Origin of the sequence: Psychromonas arctica (assembly GCF_038155225.1) — a bacterium.
In the GTDB taxonomy this organism is placed as follows: Bacteria; Pseudomonadota; Gammaproteobacteria; order Enterobacterales; family Psychromonadaceae; genus Psychromonas; species Psychromonas arctica_B.
Map to the genome: position 1 here is coordinate 1 of NZ_JBAKBA010000015.1, position 26,643 is coordinate 26,643.

The following is a 26,643-nucleotide window of genomic DNA, read 5'->3' on the forward strand; positions in this document are numbered from 1 at the left end:
TTAGTTGAATTAGTTGAATTAGTTGAATTAGTTGAATTAGTTGAATTAGTTGAATTAGTTGAATCATAAAAATCCATTAAAGAAATTTTTAGTGAAATATTTATAGTCTATCTCTATCTTTATGCCTACATAGAACGGGATTCATTCTTATATTATTAAACATTTATTTTTATCGCATTAATCAATATAAACAATCTGATATAATTCATTTAATACCAATATAAAAACTTAAACTCATTAAAATAAATTATTTTTATCACAGGAAAAATTATGTTCAAAAAACTTATGATCGTAACAACAGTAACTATGTTGTCAGCTTGTAGCGTAATAAAAGATTACGTAAAACAACCGGACGTTAACTATAAGTCATTTGCGATTGGTGAAGTGTCGATGGACCGTATTGAACTTAATCCGACATTTAATATTGCAAACGGTAATGCATTTTCGTTACCAATTAATAGCGTAACTTATGAGCTTTCATTAAACGATGAAAAGATGTTAGATGGTGAAACTGATGCCATTGGTACATTACCTGCGAATGGAAACAAAGATGTTAGTTTGTCACTTGCTTTAACAAAAGAAACACTAACATCTTTACAACAGCTTTTATTTAAAGAAAGAAAATTAGATTATCAGATTAAAGGTAATGTAAATTCGTTAGGTTTAGCGATTCCTTTTGAACGTTCTGCAACCATTTATATCCCAGAAGTTTCAATTGCCGATCTTAAGGTTGTAAACGCAAGCTTTAGCCAATTAGATATTATATTAAGTGTAGATGTTGATAATCAAAATGATTTCAGTTTACCGTTAGATGATGTTAATTATTCAGTATCTTCAAAAGGTAGTGAATTATTTAAAGGAGCATTAAGTAGCCAAAAAATAACGGAAGGTAAAAGCAACCTTCAATTACCATTAACTATTAAACCAAGTGATATGTTCAGTAATGTCTTCGCGTTATTGTTGAGCCCTGAGTTACCATTGCACTTTGAAATTACATCACCGTTGTTTACAAAGTCTTATGATCAAACAATTAACTTATCGTCATTTATTCGTTAAGTAACAAAATAACCAGAGAGTGTCGATATTGCAGCTCTCTGGTTATATAGTTATATGGCAATAACAATATGAATATTACTAAAATTAGTCAATCTAGCTTATCAACCTTCCTCTAGCTCAAATAAACATATTACTGACAACACAAAACATCTAGCAGATTCGGGGATCGCATACTTTGCTTCATAAATAAGGTTAACGGATTATACCAATCACACTCGTTAACTGACCTGTTTTACTTGTTAAAATAATCTATTTCTTCGTTGTAAGTTTCGTAAAGCGAACAATTATTAAATAGTTAACCTCTTTTAGTTAAGCCTCCGACAGGCGATTAACAAAGTGAATCTTCGAAAGGCCTCAAATTGCGCTTTGAAATAATTCATTTTTTCTGCGCAAAATTTTGATCACTTATTTAATGTAATTGGTATTAATAGAGTTAATAAATAATAAGAGCGACAATATGAAGTATGGACGCTAATTTTCATGCGTACATAAGTTAAGAGTAAAAAACTCAGCTCAGTTAGAATAGAATTCATAAATTAAACTCACGCTTAACCTAAATATTAATGAAAAAGAAAGCGGCTATTTATTATAATAGCTATAGTCATACCAATGGCCATAAACGCTTGCTCAAAAGAGCCATATAACGCCAAGTTTTATGGCTAACGTTTAGCGTTGTACTTTATGTCCTATACCTTAATTTTCATTATATAGAATGAGTAAATTTAGGTGGGTTTAAAAGCCAAGGCGTTAACTCACTAGCAGACTTAGGTCTGCTTATGAAATATCCTTGTGCAAATTCACAGTTGTACTGAGCTAACCATAATAATGAGAACTCATCCTCAATACCTTCTGCAACAACTTTAAGTCCCATGTTATGTGCTAAATCAATAGTAGATCGAACAATAATTTGATCATCAAGATCACGCTCAAGGCGTTGAATAAATGATTTATCTATTTTTAACTCATGGACAGGTAGTTGCTTAAGTTGTGCTAATGAAGAGTAGCCTGTTCCATAATCATCAATCGAAATTCTAAAACCGTAATCTTTAAATTTACCTAATAATTTAATAGCAGATTTAGGATCGTCTACAACAGAGCTTTCTGTTACTTCGAGTGTAATTTGTTGTGGTTTAATGTTTTGAATCGTCATCATTTGACAAACAAACTCATAAAAATCAGATTCTTTTAAATTCTCAGCAGAAATATTAACAGAAATATTAATATCAAGAGCTAACTTATTCCATTCAGTACATTGCATCAACGCAGCAACAAATACCCAACGAGTAAGACCTTCTATCTGCCCTGTTTTCTCTGCAATGGGTATAAAGTTATCAGGTGGAATCATACCAAGTGTTGGATGTGTCCAGCGTACTAATGCTTCTACATGCGTTACTTTTAATGAATATAAACATAACTTAGGCTGGAAATGGAGCTCAAATTGGTTACAAGGAATCGCTTGTCTTAAATCATTAATCAAGTTTAATCGTTCAACTGAATTAATGTCTAAATTAGGCTGATAAACTTGAATGAGACTACCGCTGTTTCGAGTATGATGTAATGCAGTATCTGCCATTTGCACTAATCGAGTAACATCTGAAGTATGCTCTGGATAGAGGGCAATCCCCATTCTCACTTGGAGTTGAAGACTTATTCCTTGAAAACAAAATACATCCTCTAACTCTTTATTAACTTGAGCACTAACCTCATTAATCGCCATTGAATCTAAGATCAAAATAAATTCATCTGCTCCTAAATGTACTAGTAATTGTACATGTTGATGCTCTGATATAGTTTGCAAACGAATAGCGAGTGTCTGAATAACTAAGTCGCCGACGTCATATCCTAATGTTGCATTAACATCTTTTAAACGACTTAAGTTTAAATGCACCATCATAAAGTGATCATCTTTTAATGCAGACAACACTTCATTGAGTCTATGCCGATTAGGTAAATCGGTCAGGAGGTCGTGATTAGCAAGTCGAATAATCGCATCTTCACGTTGAGCAAGCGCGAGTTGCATATGATTAAATTCATTAGCAAGCTGCCCTATTTCATTCTTCTCTGTGAACGTAATCTTTTGTTCAAAATGGCCCGCCGCAATCTCTTTTGCATGAACGACTAACCGATTTATTGGCTTACTAATAGAAGCCGCAATCAAATAAGCACCAGATAACGAAGCAAATAATGTTAATGCTGCTAATAATAAAAGTTTTAACCACTGCTCTTCTATTAACGAGACAATATTTTCTCGCAAACTATACATATAGACGCCAAACTCTCTATTTTTAAATTGAGAGATGATGGTGTAAGTCGCGATATATTGCTCTGGTGTAATATTTTGGTTAACTGATTTAGCTAAAGTTAACTTCTGTTCTTTTGACATTTTAAGGTTTTGTTTTGAAGAGGCACTAAGGAAAAACTCTCCGTCTTCTTTTAAAATGAAATCTGTTTGTAAGTGAGTAATGCTTTTAAACTCATTAGCTAAATTTTGATTTATTTCAAAACCAAAAATAAGCCAACCAATATTTTTTGAGCTTACATTGATTGGTGAGATACTGACCTGATAAAGTACATCATCAATAATATATATTTGAGATTGCTGTTTAGTTGTCAGCCATTCTGGATAACGGAAATAACTTCCTAATTCACGTCCATGATGTATTTGATTTATGTTTTTATCTTCACCACTTGTATGTAACAACCCTGAATTAGTAAAACGCTGTTGTAATTGCCCTGTAATAAATCCATCTAAAGAAATAGCCATTGCTAAGTCTGTATTGATACGTTCTCTATGATTGTTTAAAGAGAGTAGTAAATTTCGCATATCGTTATTATTAAATATTTTTTTTTCACCATGATCTTTTGCAGCAATTTCAGTAAATGCTGATAAATATTCTAATCGGCGTTCGAATAATTCAGTAAAAATAGTCATTCCCGTCGTTAAACGGTTATTAATTTCAGCATCTTCTTGATTTTTATTAGCGTCATATAGAGTCCAGAAGGCAATCCCTTGTACCATTAATAATATAGAAACAAATAACAAAAATATTTTGTTCTTTAGACTCTTCATTATGTATTTATTTCCGTATATTTATGTAGCGTAAACAGCGAAATATAAAAAATCATTTTTTATATTTCTGCTTTCTCAATTTATTACAATGTGAAACTTGATATAAATTGTTATTATTTCATACCAGTGTATGAATGAAAAAATGCCTCAATAAGTCTATACAACCACTTATAAAATGATCTATTTCTTTAAAAAATGTCTATGGATAAATTACATTATAAAGACCAACAGATTCTGCCTATATAAATTCAATTTTTTAAAGTTACTTTGCTTAAATTAAAGCACCTAATTATAGGCGACATACTCAGGTTAAGACTTGAGTTAGATTTAAATAATTTATTAAAAAATATTTACTTTAAAATACATCAGCTTGATCAAATAGTATTATTAATCATGTTCTTAATTAATTTTAAATCCATATTCAGTGAAATAAAATAGAAGCCTGTTTTAGTCTATACTAATTAATTAACAATCAATAGAGGCCAATATGTGACCCTTATCATATTGGTTATAAACCCAACTTATAATTTATAAATATTTGATATTAAAGCTAATTGTAAAATTTAAAGACTTGAAAAAATAATTATCATTCATTCAATACATACAAATGAAAATAATTATCAATAACACTTTATTAATCATACTCTCCAGTCAATAACACTGTTATTTACCATAGAAATTAAAATTGATTTGTCACCTAAAAAACTGGTTTTATGCTCTTTAAAGGTGCATATAACTATTGATTAAATTTAAGAATATAAATATATAAAATTAAATCAAATATTATCAATAAGATAAAAGTCACATGGATATTGGAATACTTGTTGCAATAATATTTGATATAAGTAGCAAATCATGACTTTTTAATAAAAAATGGATTTTTAATTGGGTTGCTTTACCTTTGAAACGGAAATAGTTAATGCCACGTAATGATGAACCAAAATTTTAATGAAGAAGTTATTTTTAAAGTGAATTTACTTTTTAACAATTTATTTTTTAACAATTTACTTTTTAACATAGTTATCTACTTTGATGAACTTATCATTTAGCAATGCAATTTAATAGAATACTAGGCTTATCTTTACATTAATATTACGACTTTCTATAGGGTATAAATGATGTCTACACAATTACAAATTTCAGTTGGGGAATATTCAGATAAGGGATTAAAACCAGTCAATCAAGACGCTTACGGTATTTACATTCCACAAGAGCCTATTTTGACCAGTAAAGGTATCGCCATTGCAATTTCTGACGGTATCAGTAGTAGTGACGTTAGCCAAATAGCCAGTGAAGCAAGTGTTAAGTCATTTCTCGAAGATTATTTTTGTACTTCAGAAACCTGGTCGGTGAAGAAGTCTGCACAACAAGTTTTAGTCGCCAACAACGCCTGGTTATACTCACAAAGCCAAAAAAGTCATCATCGCTTTAATAAAGATAAAGGGTACGTTTGTACTTTTAGCGCGATTATTATCAAATCAACAACAGCTCACCTTTTCCATATTGGCGATTCACGCATCTATTTATTGCGAGATAATAAATTACAATTATTAACAGAAGATCACCGCCATTGGGTTTCTAAAGATCAACATTATCTATCCAGAGCAATGGGAATAAGCGCTTATGTTGAGATTGATTATAATATCGTGAACCTAGCAATTGGCGATGTTTTCATTCTGGCAACAGATGGAATATATGAGCACAATAATGAAACGTTTATTATTGAAACAATTAATAGCTATAAACAAGATTTAACGAAAGCTTGTGAAGTCATTGCAGACAATGCACTAAAGCAAGGAAGTGACGATAATCTAACCCTTCAAATAATCGATATTGTTAATCTACCAAGTCAAACTTCCGATGAGGTTTATGCACAACTCACTGAATTGCCATTCCCCCCTACTTTACACGCGCGTATGCAATTTGATGGCTACGAAATTATAGATACATTGCACGATAGTAGCCGCAGCCATATCTACTTAGCCATTGATAACCAAAGCCAACAAAAAGTGGTAATCAAAACACCTTCAACGGATTTATCTTCTGATCCCGCTTATTTAGAACGCTTTTTAATGGAAGAATGGATAGCGCGTCGCATCGACAATGCACATGTATTAAAGCCTTGTTTACAAATACGTGAACGTCATTTTATTTACGTCGCTAGCGAATTTATTGAAGGTCAAACGCTCACGCAATGGATGATTGATAATCCAAAACCCGATTTAGAAACTGTCAGAGGAATTATTGAACAAATAGCTAAAGGTCTGCTAGCATTTCATCGACAAGAAATGATTCATCAAGACTTAAGACCTGAAAACATTATGATTGAAAACAATGGATTAGTGAAAATAATTGATTTTGGTTCCACAAAAGTGGCTGGATTGATGGAAATAAACTCCCCATTAACACATCAAGATAACTTAGGGACTGCGCAATATACTGCACCCGAATATTTTCTAGGAGAATTAGCAGCTAGTAATGCTGATATATTTTCATTAGGCGTGATCACTTATCAAATGCTAACTGGTAAATTACCTTTTGGTACTCAAATCGCTAGAGCTAAAACCAAATCAGCACAAAAGCGCCTACAATATCGTTCTGTTCTTGATGATGACCGTGAAATACCAGCCTGGATAGACGATACACTTTGGAAAGCACTTAATCCTAACCCACAAGATCGCTATCATGAATTATCTGAATTTTTATATGATTTACGTAATCCCAGTAAGGATTTTTTGAATAATATTCGCCCTCCTCTATTAGATCGAGATCCATTGTTATTTTGGAAAGGGTTATCCTCGGGATTAGGCATAATTATTATTATGCTCCTATTTATAATAAATAATCCGTAATAAATAATTTATTCGTGATTAAACATCAGTCATCAAGTTATATTAATTACATTAAAGTAAGTGCTCTAGATTTTATGCAGGACAAAAGGCTTAGTTTAAGGCATAAGTTGAGGCCTTTCGAAGATTAATTTCGTTAATCATCTTTCGGAGAATTTCCTAAAGGATGTCGATGCTTGTTTCCTTTTCGACACTTATAACGAAGAAATAAGTTATTCTAACCAGTAAAATAGTTCAGTTAATTAGTGTGATTAGTACTAAGTGTATTTTTGATTATACAAAGAATGAATTAATGTCCTACACAAGCTAAAAGCAATTATTAAGTACTGTTAACTTGTGTGTTGGACCATAACACTATTAAAAAGTGAATCAATAGTGTTTATTACTGTACTTTCTAAAATAGCCTCTATAAATAATTTAATTATTAAGAAACTACGTTTTATTGTTTGAATTTTCACTCTTATCGTCTTTGTACAACTGCTCAGTTAAGCTTTCTTCACTATCTGCACACATGTAAATACGGCTTGAACAGAACGGTGTTAACGGTAAAGCAGAGGTTAGGTTTAGATCTTCTTCAGTATTATTATTAATCTGCTCATTCATCCCTAATTTATTAAGGATGCGCTGTGCCCAGAACCATGAAATCAGACCGAATAACACTGCCCCTACTGCTTGACCAGCAACCACTCCTAAAGCACCAAACCATTCACCGCCAAAATAAACAAATGGAATGGTACCAATCGTTGCTTTACCTATATTCATGACGGTAGAAGTGCTCGGATATCCTAAATTATTAAAGGTTCCGTTAGCAATGAACATCACACCGTTAAATATAAAGATAATACATAACCAAGTGCAGTAAAAATCGATCATTTCTGCGGCATCACCCTGCGCACCAAAAGCACTAATAATATAATTTTTAGATAGGCCGATAATTGCGGCTATCACCACTACATAAGCTGCGGTGAATTGCAGTGCTCGTTTATTAGTAAGACGCACGCGGTCGTATAATAACGCCCCAAAATTTTGTCCTATAATAGGACCAACCGCACCAGAAATAGCGAAGATCATGCCAAAAGCAACCGGTAATAAACGCCCTATAACAGCCCAACCAGCAACATAACTATCTCCGAATGAGGCAATCATCATGGTGACATAAGCATTACCTAAAGGGGTTGCGATATTGGTGCTCATTGCAGGGATAGCCACGTTAAATATTTCTTTTTGATCAGCAAGCCAGTTACTATAATCAAATTTCCCCATTAATTTATGAATATGCGTAACACCGTATAACGCCACCCAAGCAACTGCAAATCGGGAAATAACTGAAGCAATAGCAGCACCATGTAAACCTAAGCCAAAAGCAAATATAAATAGCGGATCTAATACCGCATTTACACCACCGCCTGCTAATGTTGAATACATAGCAAGTTTGGCATCACCAACAGAACGTAAAGCAGCACCGGCACTCATCGCCACACACAACACAGGTAAAGAAGGTAAAAGAATACGTAAATAACTTACTGCTAAATCGTGCGTTTCACCTTGAGCACCAATTAAACTAACCAATTCAGGTGCAAAATACCAAGTTAAACCCGCAATAATTACGCCCACGATAAAACCTGAGACCAAAATGTTAATCACTAAACGCCGGGCTTTTTCTCTATCTTGTTGACCTATCGCTCTTGAGACTAAAGCGGTCATTGAAATCGACAAACCAATGCTGATAGACGTTGTAAAGAAGGCAATTGTCCCCGCATAACCAACCGCTGCAGCGAGTTCTGTTTCACCCAGCAAACTAATAAAAAAGAGATCAGCCAAATCAACAATAAATAGCGCCGTTAATCCAATCGCATTCGTTGATGACATAACAATAATATGATTGAAAATATTACCGCTAACAAATTTTCCTTTCACCATAAGCTATATTCCATGCAAAAAATAAAATTTAATATGAATACTTAAAGGTCAAGAACCTAAAGTTAATGTTGTATTTAATTAAGAAGATATTAAAAAAGATTAGAGAAATAAACATAAAGCAGATAAGTATAGAGGATATCAAACAAGGTGACGAGTAATAGAAATGAAAAAAGCCAGCAATATGCTGGCTTAAGTGATGTTAAAAATTAACTAACTATTATTTTTTGTATTCATCATGTGATGTTTTAATTTTGTAGAAAGTAGCTTGTACAAAATCTTCTGGGTCACCTGTGTTGTTTTGGTTGTATGCACCCACTTTAAAGTACATGTAACGACCACCTTGGTCATAACCACTTTTACTCATATCAACAACTTGAACTGCATCATCTTTTCCATCACGTTTTACTGTAACAGTCATTGTGTTGCCTTCAACTTTAATTTGGTATGAGAATACTTCACCTAACGCGATACCATCATCAACTTCACCACTTAAATCGCCTACTAAACTAAAGTAGTTATCTGAACCTTCAAGTGTATTTTCATGTGCAAAGTAAACTGAACCTGTATCTCTATTTGGTAATTTACGGTAGTAAAGACGGATTGGCTCATCATCTTGATCATGGATTTGACCGATAATGAAACGACCTACTTGACCTAACTCACCTGTAGAAGTTGTATTATCTACTTTCATTGTTACATCTAACGTACCGTCTACACCACCAGCGGCTTCAAGATCAGCTTCTGGCGCACTACCAAATACCCAGTTGTTTTTGTTAACACCTTTAGTAGAGATAGACTTATCTCCTCGGCGTAACATTTCACGCATTTCAGTACGAGTGTATTTAGTGTTTTTAGAGGTACGAGTCCCTTTAATGAATGTTTTAATGACTAGGCCACCATCATCACCCGTATAAAATAGCTCAGGCTGTTCGTAACCTTGGTTTAAGTACCATTCATCAACATTATCAGGCTTGCCATTTTTATCATGGTCAAATGGTTGTGATAAATACCATGTTGTTAAGTCAAAGTTCTCACCTGGTTTATTACCTGCTAATGGCACTGCTGGAATTGTTGGTGATTTTAGTGGCACATCCCACCACGTTTTTTTACTACAATCAGAAACTGCTGAATCACATTTTAAAGGAACATGCGTACCGAAGTCTCCTAAGCGCAATGCTTTCATTTTAGCTTTTTCTTTTGCTTTTTTAGCTTTTGCTGCTTTATCTAAGATTTTATTTTCTGCTGCATTAGCTGCAATAACGTCATCAGTAATAAATTCATTTGGAAGACAAGTATTAACTGCACAATTTACAGCATAAAACTCAGTAACACTGTTCCACATATTTTTAGTATTACCATGCCCTACGTATTTAACGTAACGCGCTTTAACAGCTGTGAATGGGAAGCGTTCGATTGATGTTACCTTACCAGACGAATTCATACCCTCAAGAACGGTTGTCCATGTACTGCCATCTTCACTGACTAATATATCAAATTTACTAGAACGTTGGTGTCCTTTAGAAAATGCGATACGCACTGCATCAAATTCAGCAACTTGACCGTAATCTAAAGTAGCGTAAGCATTATCACCACTTGCAGACCAACGTGTTGAAATGTCACCGTCGATTAAACGATCTGGGCCATTCCCGTCATGAACACTAGATTCTGTAGCAACAACGGTTAGTGCCGCTTGAGTACCTGCTAAGTTAATTGGACCTGTTGGCGCATCTGCTGTAGTAGCACAACCAGATAATGCAACAGCAATAGAAGTACTTAAAAATAAACTTAATTTTCCGTGTTTCATTGGAACCCTTATTTATATTATTTAATGATGTAACAAATGCAATTTCAAGCTGTATAAAATGATTTTTATATCCGCCAAATCTGCAGATGGTGTTCTTTATTTCTTGCTTATTAGACTACATTAAGTTTTTCTAGTAAGTATTGAAGATTGTCAGAAAGTCTAAACTAGATCTCAGTTTGAACATAAAATTGGCAAGAAGTTAGATCTACTGAAAGTTTAATTAAAAAACCTCATGCCTACATATTAGGCACCTAGAGCGATAAATCATAAATTAGTTAGTCAGTTTTTAACTAAAATAGGTTATTAGGACTCATCCTGTTTTTTGTTAAAAATGTCGTTAAAGTTTTCAAATAAATCACAATTTCAAACCAATCTATTTTCCACCAATATTTATTCCTAAGAAAATAGTTGTAAAGGTGAATGTAAAATATAAAGAGCTTCATTTGTATTATTAAAATGCAACGAACGCTATTGTTAATAGCCTCTTAATACTTCCCCCACTACACTTATTTGCTTTAAATCTTTATATGCTTTAATGACATCGCTTATAACATTAACTTGTGGCATTAGTTTCCAAAGTACTTTTCGAATTTTTCATTACAGTCTTGGTTTATGCCCTTTAAATTAATTCGATAGTTTTATGACTTCTCCTTAAATTTCTAGCCTAATATGTTAATGTAGACTGACTGAACTTAGCGTTATTCATCAATTTATTAATGGAGAACTTCTAATGAACAAGTCGACACAATGCTTACAACAAATTGAAATTAATGGTGAAACTTGCCACTACTACAGTTTTGAGGGGTTAACAGATAAATATGACCTTTCTCGTTTACCCTTCGCCGCAAAAATCCTATTAGAAAATTTATTACGTCATGCCGATAATGATTTCGTCCAACAGCAAGATATCGATACCCTCGCAAAATGGGATGTAGATAATTGGCAAGATACCGAAATCGCCTTTGTGCCCTCTCGCGTTATTTTACAAGATTTTACAGGCGTTCCTGCCGTGGTTGATTTAGCAGCAATGCGAGATGCTATCGTCAAAATGGGTGGTCAAGCTGATAAAATAAACCCTTTAAATCCAGTCGAACTGGTTATTGACCACTCTGTCATGGTAGATGTCTTTGGACAAGCAGATGCCATGCAACAAAATACGGCTATTGAGTTTCAACGTAATAATGAGCGTTATCAATTCCTACGTTGGGGACAACAAAGCTTTGATAACTTTAAAGTTGTACCACCAGGACGCGGTATCGTCCATCAAGTAAACTTGGAATATTTATCAAGAGTTGTCTTTAATAGACCTGAGCAAGATAACTTATTATATCCAGACACTTTAGTAGGGACTGATTCGCATACCACCATGATAAATGGATTAGGTGTATTAGGTTGGGGAGTTGGCGGCATAGAAGCAGAAGCTGCGATGTTAGGCCAACCAGTGACCATGTTATTACCTGAAATTGTAGGCTTTGAATTAAAAGGTCAGTTATCCGCGGGTACGACCGCGACCGATTTAGTATTGACCGTAACAGAACAATTACGTACAGCAGGTGTCGTCGGGAAGTTTGTAGAATTCTTTGGCGCAGGCGTTAATGAACTCACCTTAGCGGATAGAGCAACCATTGCTAATATGGCCCCTGAATATGGTGCAACTTGTGGCATTTTCCCTATTGATCATCAAACCACTGACTACTTACAATTAACAGGACGCGATGAAAAACATCTCGACCGTATTAAAACCTATTTAAAAGCAATGGATATGTGGGGAACCGAGTCGCAACAAAATGCGGTTTACCATAGTCGATTATCATTACAGCTAGAAGATGTAGTGCCTTCTATCGCAGGACCCAAACGACCACAAGATAGAATCTCATTAGATACAGCAGGCAAAGCTTACCGAGACTGGTTAGATTTGCAAAGTAACGTTAAACAGATAAATTATAGTCAAGATAAAAATAGTTTTGAAAGTGAAGGAGGCCAATCTTCGACGTTATTACCCGCGGATAATGGAGATTCCGGTGTCCCTTGCCAATACGACGGTAAAGATTTTGTACTCAAACATGGTTCAGTAGTGATTGCCGCCATTACCAGTTGTACTAATACATCGAACCCATCAGTATTAATCGCCGCAGGGTTATTGGCGAGAAATGCAAGACAACGCGGGTTAGACGTTAAACCTTGGGTTAAAACCAGTTTTGCACCCGGTTCACAAGTCGTTACTGATTATTTACTTAAATCTGGATTAAACGAAGACTTAGATGCCCTTGGTTTTCAATTAGTCGGATACGGTTGTACAACCTGTATTGGTAACTCAGGCCCTTTACCGAAAGAAATTAGCCAAGCAATCCATCAAGGAGACTTATCGGTCACATCAGTATTATCAGGTAACCGTAACTTTGAAGGACGTATACATCCAGAAGTACAAGCCAACTACTTAGCATCACCACCTCTTGTTGTTGCTTATGCATTGGCAGGTAATATGAAGATAGACATTGCCACAGAATCTTTAGGTAATGACGCTTCAGGTCATCCCGTTTACTTAAAAGATATCTGGCCAAATAATCAAGAAATTAAACAATTCATTGAAAAGTCCATCGACAGCGCTATGTTTACCAAACGCTATTCAGATGTTTATAGTGGCAATAAAGATTGGCAAGCATTAGACGTCATTCAAAGCCAAAAGTATGATTGGCCAGATTCTACTTACGTCAAACTACCACCGTTTTTTGATGGTATCAGCACGCAGATTCCAGAAATTAACGATATCGACAATGCACGTTGTTTATTAAAACTTGGTGATAGTGTCACGACTGACCATATATCACCCGCAGGTTCTATTGCACTAGATAGCCCAGCTGCTGAGTACTTACAGAGTGAAGGTGTTTCTCCTAAAGACTTTAACTCTTATGGCTCTAGACGAGGCAATCATGAAGTAATGATGCGAGGTACTTTCGCTAACGTTCGTTTACGTAACTTACTGGCACCTAGCACTGAAGGTTGTTGGACACGAATGATGCCATCGGGTGAAGAAATGAGTGTATTCGATGCCGCTATGCAATATAAAAAACAAAATATTGCTTCAATTGTCTTAGCAGGTAAAGAATACGGAACGGGTAGTTCTCGTGACTGGGCAGCTAAAGGACCAGCTTTATTAGGCGTTAAAGCTGTCATTGCACAGAGTTACGAGAGAATTCATCGCTCTAATTTAGTCGGGATGGGGATATTGCCACTGCAGTTTATGCCTGACGATAGCGTTGATTCATTGAATTTGACGGGTGAAGAGCAATTTAGTATTCCAGCAGTAAGTGCTGGCCAAAAAACGGTGATGGTATCAGTGGTTGATAAAGATAATAAAAAACAATCTTTTGAAGTCAAAATTAGAATCGATACCCCCAATGAGTTTAGTTATTACCAAAATGGAGGAATACTGCATTATGTATTGCGTAATTTAGCAACGGAAAAATAAGGTTTCAGGTTTCTAAATTATTGTTGGCGTTGTATCTTTTCTAGATCCCTATATAGAAAAGATCTTTCGATGTTAATACTTTTGAATAAACACAGGTCATACTGTTGGCCTGTGTTTTTCCTTACCACTTTTTACTATTGTTTTCAGTTTTGCATTTATTGATTTCAATCATTCATCCAATGTTCACCATTTGTATTTATCAATACATTTTACAATGTCTATTTCAACGATCTAGTAATCTAAAAATGCGTGACCTAACATTAATACTAATTACATTAAATAAGCTATTTTGGTCTGATTGGTATGAATATATCCTCCAGCCAATATCATAAAAATCACAATAATTATTGCCATCCCCATAAAATATAGCTCTCATAACCCCCATTAAAATGGTATTTATGAATCATATATAGCATTAAAGACCATTTTAATGTTTTTGAAAAAACGAAAAAGATATTCAAAACTGCATACCACAAGAACCAATAAATCGGTCTTTAAATCTAAAATAAAGCCATAACAACCATTTTAATGGTATTAGTTAAATTTAAATTTTTACATGGTATAGTGTTATTAAAAGAAACGGAGGTGGTATGAATATCAATGATAGTCCGAGAGTTATAGCTGAGACATTAGGTGAACGACTTAAACAAGCACGTTTGAATGCAAACCTTTCTCAAGAAGCACTCGCTTTAATGGTTGGCTTATCTAAAAATACCATCATTAACGTTGAAATAGGAAGAACTAAGCTAGAAACAATGATTGCTGTAATGCAAGGCCTTGGTTTACTTGATCAACTCTCACTTTTTCTTCCGGAGCAACCCGTTTCACCGATACAAATAGCTAAAATGAAAGGTACTGAACGTAAACGTGCCTCTAAAAATACAACCCAATTAGATAATCTAAAAAATAACAATCAAGAGAGTGAACTCGAATGGTAGAAGCAGTCAGTGTTAAATATAAAGCGCATGAAGTCGGTGCGCTAAGCTTTAATACCGAAACGGGCTTAGGTGCTTTTGAGTATGACGCCAGTTTTATCCGTAAAGGTATTGAACTATCACCTCTTAAAATGCCTTTATCGAAAAATATCTATAGTTTCCCTGGTCTTGATAGAGAAACCTTTAAAGGACTACCTGGATTAATTGCAGATTCTCTCCCCGATGACTTTGGTAACTCTGTATTAAATGCATGGGTTGCAAGCCTAGGTCGATCACCAGAAAGTATATCGCCACTTGAAAGACTGCAATATACAGGAAAACGAGGAATGGGTGCATTAACTTACTCCCCTGCAACTCAAGTTAAAAAGTTTAACGCTTCAAATAAAATAGAAATACAATCACTAGTGTCCGTTGCACAAGAGATATTAGCAGAAAGAGGTAACTTTAGTGCTGAACTGAAACATCCAAACCAACAAGACAAAGAAGCCATGTTATCGCTCATGTCTGTAGGTATGAGTGCGGGTGGCGCAAGACCTAAAGCAGTATTAGCTTTTAATGAAGACTTCACACAAGTTAAATCAGGACAAACCAAAGTTCCAGTAGGCTATAAACATTATTTAATGAAGTTTGACGGTGTAAGTGAGCATAATAAAAGTAGTGAGACATTTGGTGACCCAATGGGGTTTGGCGCAATGGAATATGTTTATTATTTAATGGCTCGTAGTTGTGGTATTACTATGACTGATTGCCATTTATTAAATGAAGGGGAAAGGCGACACTTTATCACTGAACGGTTTGATAGGATCGGGAACCAAAAAGTTCATACGCAAACTCTTAACGGTCTGGCACATGTCAGTTATAAACAGCCAGGTTCATTTTCCTATGAGGAATTAATAGGCATAGCCAGACAATTAAAATTAAGCCAAGTTGAAGCAATGCAACTGTTTAAACGTATGGTATTTAATGTCGTAGCAAGAAATCACGATGATCATGCTAAGAACTTTGCATTCATATTAAATGAACAAGATAAATGGGCATTATCTCCTGCTTATGATATTGCATACAGCTACAAACCCGGTAATAAATGGGTGAACAATCACTGGATGAGTCTTGCAGGTAAGAGAGATAACTTCAATCGTGAAGATTTTTACAAATTCGAACGTCTCAGCCCTATATTTACAAAAGCAAAGATTAACGAAGTGATTGATGAAACGATTGAAATGGTTGCTCGATGGAAAATCTTAGCCATAGAAAATGAAGTACCACATTCGTTAATCGAAGAAGTAGATAAAAACTTAAGGTTACACATCTAACCTAAAATCCATCAAGTTGTTAATTCTTAAGCATATCTCTTTAATATTCATTGTTATCCTAATTACCTAATTATTGTTTATTTAGTTATTTAGTTATTTATTAAGGTAAATTAGCAAGTGCTTTGAATAGATTCAGTGTGCTTAACACTTCGGCTTGCTCTTGCTTAGTTAAATAACTAACAGCTTGATTGATATCCAGAGCGTCACTAATTTTCATAGCGGCAGTTGCTTCAACAGAATTAACCTGCCCACGAGGGCGCGGAGGGATATGATCAACAAAAGCCAAATGAATAGTATGCCATTGGGGGTTACTAGCTAATTCAACTAAGCTAGGACAACGCCTTAAAGTTTCTTCATAAATAAGACTTATCTCATCCATTGCTTGTCGAATCAGCGGTCTTTGAGTCTCATCAGGAGTTTGTAATAAGCGCATTTTTTTTATCATGTCCCCCAACCACAAAGAGCCAGTCAACATAGATAAAGGTACAGAAAGTAACATACCCGCAATAGCAGGCGATAACCATGCTAACAATGCCAAAGAATTGAAATATGCAGCAAAGGTTAAAAACACACCAAATATCATGTGCCAACGATGCCGATAGATTAAGTATTTGACAGGTAAGCTACCGTCACCACGACGCTGTGGATCCCAACCAGAATCTTGGCCCATTAAAATCGACATAACAGCCCCGCTATGAATCAGCATCATAATAGGTGCAATAAGTGCAGATATAATCACCTCAAGAATAAAACTGAACGTTAATACAATAAAACCACCAGCACTTTTCCTTGATTTACCATCAAGCATGTATGAAATAAATCCAAGTAATTTTGGGGTAAATAAAATGATCATAGTAAATATGAACAAACTCAAAGCACGGGCGGCATCCATTGTTGGCCAAGATGGAAAAAATGAAAATTCGTTCGCAAAATATTCAGGTCGAATAAACTCAGCTTGCAAAGAAAGCCCTAATCCAACCATGATCAATAATAACCATAATGGCGAAGACAGATAAGACATGATTCCCGTTAGTAGATGAATACGACTCACCCAATGCAAGCCTTTAGCAGTAATGATACGACTATGTTGTAAATTGCCCTGACACCAGCGACGATCTCTAATAGCAAGATCGATCATTGAAGGAGGACTTTCTTCATAGGAACCGCCTAAGTCCGAAGCAATAATGACACTCCAACCAGCTCGTCTAATTAACGCAGCTTCAACGAAATCATGGCTAAGGATATGTCCACCAAAAGGAGGCTTTCCTTTAAGATCTGGTAATCCTGCAGCAGACATGAATGCAGCCGTTCTTATAATGGCATTATGTCCCCAGAAATTACCCTCTTTATCAGTCCACCAAGCAAGACCGGTTCCCACTACTGGACCATATACACAAGTTGCAAATTGTTGCAGCCTAGCCATTAACGTAGTGCCATTAATTAATTGAGGGATAGTTTGTATTAATCCTGTATCAGGATCAGCTTCCATACGTCGAGCTAACGAGAGTATCGTGTCAGCTTCCATTAAACTGTCAGCATCTAACACCAACAAATGATCGTAATCACTGCCCCATCGACGACAAAAATCAGCCACATTTCCCGCTTTTCTGGCCGTGTTTTGATGACGACGACGATAATACACATTCATTGTTTTACCAATTCGTTCACGTAATAAATGAAAGCCAGCTTCTTCGGCAATAATAATCTCAGGGTCAGTCGTATCACTGAGAATAAACCAATCAAAGGCACTGCCTTCGCCTATTTCATTAATAGCAGATGCCATCACTTCAATAGAAGCAAAGATTTGCTCTGGTGCTTCGTTATAAGTCGGCATTAACACGGCCGTACGGCTCATAAGCTTTGTAGTTAAAGGCTCAGGTGGGAAACGCCTTTGGCGAAGCACCAGAAAGAACCCCATTATCGAGCTACTAAAAGCGACGGTTATCCAACTAAATGTTAACCCGAATAACAAAAGGAATAAGTACTGAACAAAGGTCGCCGACTCCACCGTCAGTACTGACCGCATTTCATTAATTCCCCAAATGGATAACAATAAAGCAGCGCCTAATACTAACCAACGTCGCCATGCATGAGAACGACAACCGTTAGGGTTTATTGGAACGTGTTGAACCCCGACATTAACGGTAGATAAAGATTGAGCAGGCATATCACCACTATGCTCAACAGGCATGCCTAACTTAATGTCTGACTGAGCTGAGAGAGTATGAAAGTCAGTTTGATGTTCACTCTCCGTTTGATGTTCACTATCAACTTGAGGACTATAATCTTGAGAACTATCATCTTGAGAGCTATCATTTTCTAAAGCACTTATTTCACCCTTTCTTAGTTTGTCCATTGATACATCCACGTTTCCGCTTGACGACCATCAGAAAATGCTAAGTCTAAACGTAGCTCAATTAAATCGACATCCAAGGGATCTAATTCAAAGGTCACACGGTATCCATCATTATGTGGGTTTTCAGTGACAACAATATGATGAACTTCACCCGCTGAGTTTTTAATCATAGCTTTAGGCGTTTGCTTTTCAATATCACTTAAAGGGTTAGGGAATGTATAATCAATCACAAATAAACGTGTTGGTGTCGGGCCATTAATACCAGCACGACCACTTTTAGTTGAATCAACTATCGCCTGACCTTGTTCAACGCTAGGTTTTGTTCCCCAAAATAAACGATAGGAAAATTGATACTCAGAACCTGCAGGAATAACTTTACTAGGTGCCCAATAGGCAACAATATTATCGTTAATTTCAGATTCAGTTGGAATCTCCACCAATACAACCGCCCCTTTATCCCAATTCCCTACTGGCTCAACCCATAAACTTGGACGACGTTCATAATGAGCCTCTAAGTCTTGAAAATTATCAAAGTCGCGATTACGCTGAATTAGGCCAAAACCTAACGGCGCATTATCTGTAAAGGCACTAATTTGTAGGTTATTAGGGTTACGTAATGGACGCCATAATCGTTCGCCACGTCCATTAAGTATCAGTAATCCATCAGAGTCGTGAACACGTGGACGGAAATCATCGACATTTTCTCGGTCATAAGAAGAGAACATAAACATACTTGTCTCTGCTGCTAACCCGACTTTATCTAAATCGACTCTCGGAAAAAGCATCGCTTCAATATCCATCACCGTATTTTGACCAGGACGTATTGTGAAGCGATAAGCGCCTGTCGTACTCGGGCTATCTAATAAAGCATAAACAACCGTAGAGGTGCTATCATTCGACGGTTTCTCAATCCAGAAAGCACGAAAAGTCGGGAACTCTTCACCTTCTGGATCAGCTGTTTTTAATGCTAACCCGCGCGAAGATAATCCATACGCTTGGCCCTTACCCAAAGACCGAAAATAACTGCCCCCCTGAAAAACAGCCAATTCATCAAAGTAGTTTGAATTATTCAAAGGATGATGAAGACGAAGCCCTGCAAAACCGACATCCTCAGTAGGCAATGGTTTTTTCATCACTTCACCCGTCGTAAACATACTCGGATCATAACGTAAGTGGGTAGAGACGCCATCATCCACAATCGCGACTTCCACTGTTTCTTTAAAATAGAAACCACGATGAAACAATTGCATCTGGAATGGCAAACCATCGTCAGCCCAGAGAGAAGACGTAGGATTAAAACGAATATCTCTATACTCATCGTAATTTAAATCTTGCAAAGTAGCAGGTAACGTAAGGTCAGGTTCTTTATAAGGTAATTTAGCCAATTTACGCGCTAAATTAGCAACCGTATTACGGTCAAATTTTCCATTTACTGCATAAAGTGCTTTCGATGCCCCCTGCTCTTTTAATGAATTAGCTTGTGCCGCTAAAGGAATCATTGAAATGGATAAACTGGGCAATAAAAGACTCATCACACTCAAATTCTTCCAAGAAATAGAACGTAAAGACTTATATAGTAATGACATATTTAAACTCTTAAGTTATGAATGAAAATAACGTAACAAACGTTAAACTATTTTATGTTGATATAAAAACTACCTTTTAATTGGTAAGTAACCATTCAATTAGTAATAATTAAGTAGATAAAACAGTGACCTTCATAACTATCGACTACTAAACAACCTGTAAGTTCTAAAATAATCATCAACAAATAACATTATAAAAACAAAAAAATAAGAGATAAAAAGACGTTGATATTAGATTTATTATTTTGACCTCGGGGCGCTGGCTTCAGCCTGCAGGGATTCTGGTGTTGGGTTTATTCTTTTAATTCTATAACGTTAACCCTTTAACCTCTGCTATCAAAGCAAAAACCAAAACATAACAATAAACACAATCAACACAATCAACTCAAAAAATACCTGCAAGCTAAAGCATGCGCCCCCAGTTCAAAACATTGTTTCGTGACATGTTGAACTGGATGCAAGTAGTAAATAGCTTTTGACCTCAGCTCGCTAGACTAAGCTTGTAAGAAAGTTGATATTAGATTTATTGTTTTGACTTCGGGGCGCTGGCTTTAGCCTGCAGGAGTTCTGGTGTTGGGTTTATTCTTTTAAATCTATAACGTTAACCCTTTAACCTCTGCTATCAAAGCAAAAACCAAACATAACAATCAACACGAAAAGCATCTGCAACCTAAAGCATGTGCCCCCAGTTCACAACATTGTTTAGTGAAACGTTGAATTGGATGTCGATTACCCGAAACATTAATAATCAACCTAAGCATTCATCAACCAAGCATTAACGGCCAACCTGACAAACGCCCACACAATAAAACCTTATTGAACAGTAATAACATCGCCGGTCGATTCAGCAAGTGCTTTAGTCACCTGACTATGTTGCACTAATAGCATCGCCGTTTCATGCTGTGCGTGTACAAACGAGTGAATAGCAAGATCGGCTAACTGCTCTTTCTCATCCAAGGTATTAATCTTAACCACCAAGTTTGCTTGAGGATGATATTTCAATACAGACTCACAAATGATCTTAATATTTCTAATAGAATTCACTGTCAAAATAATACTAGACGATAACTCTATCTTGAGTGACTCCAATACAGGTTGCTTGTCTAAATGACCGAAGTAAGCGTGATAGCCTCTTTTTCTCGCAATCAACACATGTTGTAAGTTATCAGAGATAATTAAGAAGTTTTTATTTTTACCTTGTAACTCTTTAGCAACGATTCGTCCTAAGGTATCGAAGCCACAAATAACCGTATGATGATCCACCGTAACAGGCGTGATTTTGTCGGCCTCAAAGAACTCTTTAACAAACAAAGAAGCCAATTTATAAATATTGTTAACCATAAAAGGAGTGATAATCATCGACAGCACAGTCACCAAAATAAGGAAACCACCTAGCTCCTCTGACAATAGATTTTGACTGGTTGCTAAAGCAAAGATAGCAAAAGAAAACTCCCCGACCTGGCAAAGCGCTAATGCAGATTTTATCGAATCACTTTTATTCGATTCTTGTCTTATCAAAAAGTAAATCACAATCGCTTTAATCAACATCGCAGACACTAAAACACCAGCGACTAAATGCAGATGCATTAAGAAATACAACACATCAATTTTTGTACCAATAGAAAAGAAAAAGGCCCCTAATAATAGGTCTTTATAAGAAGCAATATCCGACTCAACTTTTACATGAAAATGACTTTCGGCAATTATCATACCTGCAATAAACGCACCTAAAGAATAAGTGAATCCCATTTCATGAGCCAATAATGACGCACCTAAAACGATGGTCAAAACAGAGCCAAGGAACATCTCCTCCATACGTGCTCTGCTTGAAAAATGTAATAACCATTCAATGATTTTTTTACCTAGCGTGAACATAAATACAATCACTAGACAGGCGTAAAGCGCAGTTTTTAATAAGACATCGCCAACCGACAACCCTTCTTTTGCTAAAAACCCAATCAGCAATAAGATCGGGATAACCGCTAAATCTTGGAAGATTAAAATCGCTACCGACTTTTCACCATAGGGTGTCACGATATCTTTAGATTTTTTAAGGTACGTCACCACAATAGCGGTAGACGACAAACTAAAAGCCAAAGCAATAATTATCGCAGAAGTGGTATCTAAGTGAATCAAGTAGAACGCAATTAAAAAGATGATTACAGAACTCGCAACCACTTGCACAAACCCATTCACAAAAATTATTTTTCGCAGTTTTTTCAGTTTAGAAAAAGACATTTCCAAACCAATGGTAAACATCAAGAAAACAATACCAAACTCCCCTATCAAATCGAGAGAAGAGAGATCTGCATGGCCATTAAAATCGAAAATATTACTGATGATTGTGCCTGTAATGATGTAACCCACGATGTGTGAAATAGCGAATTTAGTAAGCACAATATTGATAATACTTGCGATGGCTAATGAAATAGCAAGGATAATAAGTATCGAGTCCATGTAGGGCCTTAAATAAAAGAGTTAGTAGTCAATAATATATAACGTAGATCACATCTCACAAACTCTTTTCTCAACATAAATGGCTAATAATTAATTATTTTTATATTCAAAAAAAGATATCTATGCACTTTATTAACAGGTACTTACCGACTACTACGGAATAAAACCCCCTACCTTTAACAATATGTAATAAATGATGAAAAATTAAGCACAAAAATATAACTATACCCATTACCGTACAAGGTGCGTTACTCAGTCGTTAGCTTGATTTCAAATCAAGGCCCAACATGAATGCAATGGCTATCCTTATTGGTAGAGTTGGTTTTCAAGCGAACAACCTAGAGGGCAAGCTGTGAAGTAAAAATCTTAGTTGCTAGACAGTATCGATTTTACCCATTAGAACTTTCTCTTTCTAACGAGTATCTAATCACTTCACTGCTTACTGAATGTTGCACCTTGGATAGTAACGGATATATATCTGATCAGCATGAAAATATAAGATTACTGTTTCTATATTTTTTATATCTTAATTATTAGCTCTCTAATTATTAAGAAGACTAATAATATATGCAGCCTGTAAATTAAAATAAGGTAAGACACAAAAGAAAACACTTCAGAAGTAAACATCCCAAAACCACTATACCTGACCAATAAAGAAACAATAAATAAGTAAACTTATTAAATTATCATACAAATAGACAATATATTGACCGAAGATAAGGTTTTAAGCTAAAAAGTGATTAAACTTTTAACATTCAGATTATTAATGCAAAAATAGTTTTTCTAAAAAAATCTTTAACTTATACCGATTACATTAAATAAGTTATCGAAATTTTGCACTGGAAAAACAGTTCAATTCAAGGCGTAAATTGACGTAAAAGGCTATTCCCTTTACGAAATTTACAACGAGGAAGTGGGCTGTTTTAACAAAAAAAATAGATAAGCTATTTAATGTAATTGGTATTACACATTAAATGACAATGAAAAATCTATTCATGCTTACACAGTTTTAAAGGGGATAAAATGACCACAAAAATAGAAGGTGCAGAAGGTGTAATTCATGCTGTTGACTTAGCCGTTAGACCGTTTGGTTGGCTATTATTAACCATATTCGTTGTTGGATATTACTTTATTGCAGCGGAAGAAAAATACCATATCAACAAAGCTAAGCCTGCCCTGTTCACCGGCACATTTATGTTTATGTTACTCGGTGGATATTACGCAGTAAACGGATTAGATTTTAGAGCATTCGATACTGAAATCGCACATCTTATATTAGAGATTGCAGAAATATTCTTCTTTTTGTTCGTTGCAATGACGTTCATCGAAGCGCTCATTGAAAGGAATGTATTTGATGCGTTAAAAGAAAAACTCTTAAAATCAGGGTTTAATTATAAAAAACTGTTTTGGGTAACAGGCCTTCTAGCTTTCTTTATATCACCCGTCGCAGATAACTTAACAACCGCCCTTATTCTTTCAACTGTATTAATCACTATAGAAAAGAACAACAAAGCATTTCTTATACCTGCCGCCATTAATATCGTTGTAGCAGCAAATGCTGGTGGTGCTTGGTCTCCATTTGGTGATATTACTACATTAATGGCGTGGTCAGCAGGTAAAGGTACATTCATTGATTTCTTGTTCCTATTTCCATCAGCTGTTATTGGTTGGGGCATTACAGCGTTCTTGCTGTCTCGATTTGTACCAGAAGGAGCACCTGAAAAAATAGAAGGGGCGGAACCCGTTAAAATTCACAAAGGTGGTAAAGTGATTATTGGTCTTGGTGTTTTCACCATTGCATCAGCGGTCTTAGGTAAACAACTCATGCATTTACCACCAATGTGGGGGATGCTATTTGGCCTTTCATTATTACAACTTTACGCATACACACTTAAAAAATACCATAAAAATGACATTCAAATTTATAAGTCTGTTTCAAAAGTTGAAAATGATACCTTATTATTCTTCTTCGGTATCCTAGCAGCGGTTGGCGCACTTCACTTTGCAGGTTTCTTAAACCACGCCGCTAAACTTTATACATTATTTGATCCTATGTACGTCAACATGGGTGTCGGTTTCTTATCAGCGATTGTTGATAACGTACCTGTGATGTCAGCCGTCTTAAAGTCATCACCGGATATTCCATTAGCACAATGGATGTTAGTAACATTAACCGCTGGTGTCGGTGGTAGTATGATCTCTTTCGGTTCTGCTGCGGGTGTTGGCGTAATGGGTAAACTAAAAGGTATTTATACATTTAGTGCGCACATGAAATATTCATGGACAATCGTCATTGGTTATTTTGCTTCCGTGGCCGTTTGGTATATTCAATTCGAAGTGCTTGGACTTTATATAAAACCAGCCGTGCAAGCTATAGCGGGACATTAACTTAAAGCGACCGTTATCACACTCGCGATATCGGTCGCTTTAATGACAAAAGAAAAAATAAAACAATAAACGATCGAAGTAAATAGTGGCAATGAATAAATAGAGGAGGTAAATAGCGACAATAAATAACTACAATAAATAACTACAATAAATAGCTGAAGCAAATAGTTAATATTTTTTAATTTACTATTGCAATTTATACCACTCAGCGTAAAACGTATTCTTTCACTGCTCTTCAAAGGAGAAGACAACAAATGGCGAAGCACAACAAAAAGGTTAAAGCACAATCACCAACCTTAAATTCAACACCAAAACAAACTGACCTAGCGCGTGGCACCATCAACCATTCAGCAATGGCCGCATTAGTAACAAGCAAGATTTTTTGCATGAGAGTCGTTAAAGCGAAAAAAGGCAAAGGTTCATTTAACCGTAAAGTAAAACACTCGAGCAAAGAGTGTTATCAAATAGCGGCTTAAGCGCCATTATCTGATAGCACTTTTTATATTGAATACAAGACATAACCTGCAATACTTAATGCAGAACATAAGCTTGATAGAGGCTGCATGTGCATTACAGCAGTATTTTAAAATGGTTTAATCAGCCTAAAGGTGAGATTAATTCTAGGTGCAACACTGCGTTGAGTTTTAGTAATACAGTGTTGCCAATGATGCTGTAATACGCCATGCATTAACAACAAACTATTATGTTGAAGCTCGCAAGTCACTTTTTGTAGCTTATCTTGATTATGTTTTAATATAAAGCGACGAGTTTCTCCCAAACTGTATGACGCTATCACTGGGTTTACCCCTAATATTCTTTCATTATCAGCATGGTAGCCGACCGAATCTTGCCCATCTCGATATAAGTTTGCAAGTACACAATTAAAGCGATATCCCGTTATAGTTTCTATTGTAGCTTTCAACGCTAGCAATTTTGGAGTGAATTCAACTGTTTTATATAACTTTTGATAACCCCCTTCAGCACTAACACCGTAATCCCCAAACCAAGCTGTTAAACGCGGTTGTAAGTGACGCTGCTTATAGATGGTTATCGACTCCTGTCGCCAAATTGGCGAATTTAATAATTCAGAAAATAGCGCCGAAGCTTCATCCTCTAATAATAATTGCTGCCAACAAGTAACCATGCCGTCACTATTAATAAGTTCAATCGGTGGTTCATCGTCAAAAAGGGACAAGGTCATGAGTAATCCGAAATTAATTCAAATTGAAGGAATTATATTTAAAAAATATCTTTATAAATATTCAGTGTCCAAAAAAGATTCGCCAATGATGCAAACCTAACTATTTAAACTAAATTACGGATAAAAAATCGATAAAGTATGGTTATTGTCGTATATTTTTCACTTTAATCAGCTTTGAAAAACCAGTTACTACTTCGATGATTTTATTTGAACGTCACATTACAGGTATTATCCATAAT

The 26,643-nt window shown here is 35.6% G+C and carries 14 protein-coding genes; 7 read left to right on the forward strand and 7 right to left on the reverse strand.

Annotated elements, in window-relative coordinates; genetic code table 11:
- Window positions 1-270 precede the first annotated feature (270 nt).
- Complete coding sequence (locus V6255_RS07990) at window positions 271-1,056, forward strand: LEA type 2 family protein (protein ID WP_341627672.1); 786 nt, start codon at window positions 271-273, stop codon at window positions 1,054-1,056.
- 703 nt (window positions 1,057-1,759) lie between these two features.
- Here the strand turns inward: V6255_RS07990 and V6255_RS07995 are convergent.
- Window positions 1,760-4,126: a bifunctional diguanylate cyclase/phosphodiesterase gene (locus V6255_RS07995; protein ID WP_341627673.1), complete on the reverse strand. Its 2,367-nt coding sequence runs from the start codon at window positions 4,124-4,126 to the stop codon at window positions 1,760-1,762.
- A gap of 1,118 nt (window positions 4,127-5,244) precedes the next feature.
- Here V6255_RS07995 and V6255_RS08000 point away from each other — a divergent pair.
- Window positions 5,245-6,978, forward strand: coding sequence for a bifunctional protein-serine/threonine kinase/phosphatase (locus V6255_RS08000; RefSeq protein ID WP_341627674.1), 1,734 nt, complete (start codon window positions 5,245-5,247; stop codon window positions 6,976-6,978).
- 429 nt (window positions 6,979-7,407) lie between these two features.
- Here the strand turns inward: V6255_RS08000 and V6255_RS08005 are convergent, their stop codons facing one another.
- Complete coding sequence (locus V6255_RS08005) at window positions 7,408-8,895, reverse strand: MATE family efflux transporter (protein WP_341627675.1); 1,488 nt, start codon at window positions 8,893-8,895, stop codon at window positions 7,408-7,410.
- Window positions 8,896-9,112: 217 nt separating this feature from the next.
- Window positions 9,113-10,699 carry a polysaccharide lyase family 7 protein gene (locus V6255_RS08010; protein WP_341627676.1) on the reverse strand — a complete coding sequence of 529 codons (1,587 nt, stop codon included), beginning with the start codon at window positions 10,697-10,699 and terminating at the stop codon, window positions 9,113-9,115.
- Between the two features lie 730 nt (window positions 10,700-11,429).
- On the opposite strand from V6255_RS08010, the gene acnA reads away from it, so the two are divergent.
- The 3 genes from acnA to V6255_RS08025 all read left to right on the forward strand — a co-directional run bounded on the left by acnA (window position 11,430) and on the right by V6255_RS08025 (window position 16,416).
- Window positions 11,430-14,168, forward strand: a complete 2,739-nt coding sequence (gene acnA, locus V6255_RS08015) for an aconitate hydratase AcnA (RefSeq protein ID WP_341627677.1) — start codon at window positions 11,430-11,432, stop codon at window positions 14,166-14,168.
- A 590-nt stretch (window positions 14,169-14,758) separates the two neighbouring features.
- Window positions 14,759-15,106, forward strand: a complete 348-nt coding sequence (locus V6255_RS08020; RefSeq protein ID WP_341627678.1) for a helix-turn-helix transcriptional regulator — start codon at window positions 14,759-14,761, stop codon at window positions 15,104-15,106.
- The gene (locus V6255_RS08025; RefSeq protein ID WP_341627679.1) at window positions 15,100-16,416 is read left to right on the forward strand and encodes a type II toxin-antitoxin system HipA family toxin; all 1,317 of its coding nucleotides are present in this window, start codon (window positions 15,100-15,102) and stop codon (window positions 16,414-16,416) included. Before V6255_RS08020 ends, V6255_RS08025 begins: the two co-directional genes overlap by 7 nt.
- A 100-nt stretch (window positions 16,417-16,516) precedes the next feature.
- Here the strand turns inward: V6255_RS08025 and mdoH are convergent, their stop codons facing one another.
- The 3 genes from mdoH to V6255_RS08040 all read right to left on the reverse strand — a co-directional run bounded on the left by mdoH (window position 16,517) and on the right by V6255_RS08040 (window position 22,815).
- A complete protein-coding gene (mdoH, locus tag V6255_RS08030; protein WP_341627680.1) occupies window positions 16,517-18,772 on the reverse strand; it encodes a glucans biosynthesis glucosyltransferase MdoH in 2,256 nt (751 codons plus the stop codon).
- Window positions 18,760-20,358: a glucan biosynthesis protein G gene (locus V6255_RS08035; protein ID WP_341627681.1), complete on the reverse strand. Its 1,599-nt coding sequence runs from the start codon at window positions 20,356-20,358 to the stop codon at window positions 18,760-18,762. The genes mdoH and V6255_RS08035 overlap by 13 nt, the downstream gene beginning before the upstream one ends.
- 813 nt (window positions 20,359-21,171) lie before the next feature.
- Window positions 21,172-22,815: a cation:proton antiporter gene (locus tag V6255_RS08040; RefSeq protein ID WP_341627682.1), complete on the reverse strand. Its 1,644-nt coding sequence runs from the start codon at window positions 22,813-22,815 to the stop codon at window positions 21,172-21,174.
- Window positions 22,816-23,838: 1,023 nt separating this feature from the next.
- Here V6255_RS08040 and nhaD point away from each other — a divergent pair.
- Both nhaD and arfA read left to right on the forward strand, forming a co-directional pair.
- The gene (nhaD, locus tag V6255_RS08045) at window positions 23,839-25,203 is read left to right on the forward strand and encodes a sodium:proton antiporter NhaD (protein WP_341627683.1); all 1,365 of its coding nucleotides are present in this window, start codon (window positions 23,839-23,841) and stop codon (window positions 25,201-25,203) included.
- A gap of 254 nt (window positions 25,204-25,457) precedes the next feature.
- Window positions 25,458-25,679: an alternative ribosome rescue factor ArfA gene (gene arfA / locus V6255_RS08050; protein WP_025564373.1), complete on the forward strand. Its 222-nt coding sequence runs from the start codon at window positions 25,458-25,460 to the stop codon at window positions 25,677-25,679.
- 107 nt (window positions 25,680-25,786) lie between these two features.
- On the opposite strand, the gene V6255_RS08055 is transcribed toward arfA, so the two are convergent.
- On the reverse strand, window positions 25,787-26,404 hold the full coding sequence (locus V6255_RS08055; RefSeq protein WP_341627684.1) for an alpha-ketoglutarate-dependent dioxygenase AlkB family protein: 618 nt from the start codon (window positions 26,402-26,404) through the stop codon (window positions 25,787-25,789).
- Between the last annotated feature and the right edge of the window lie 239 nt (window positions 26,405-26,643).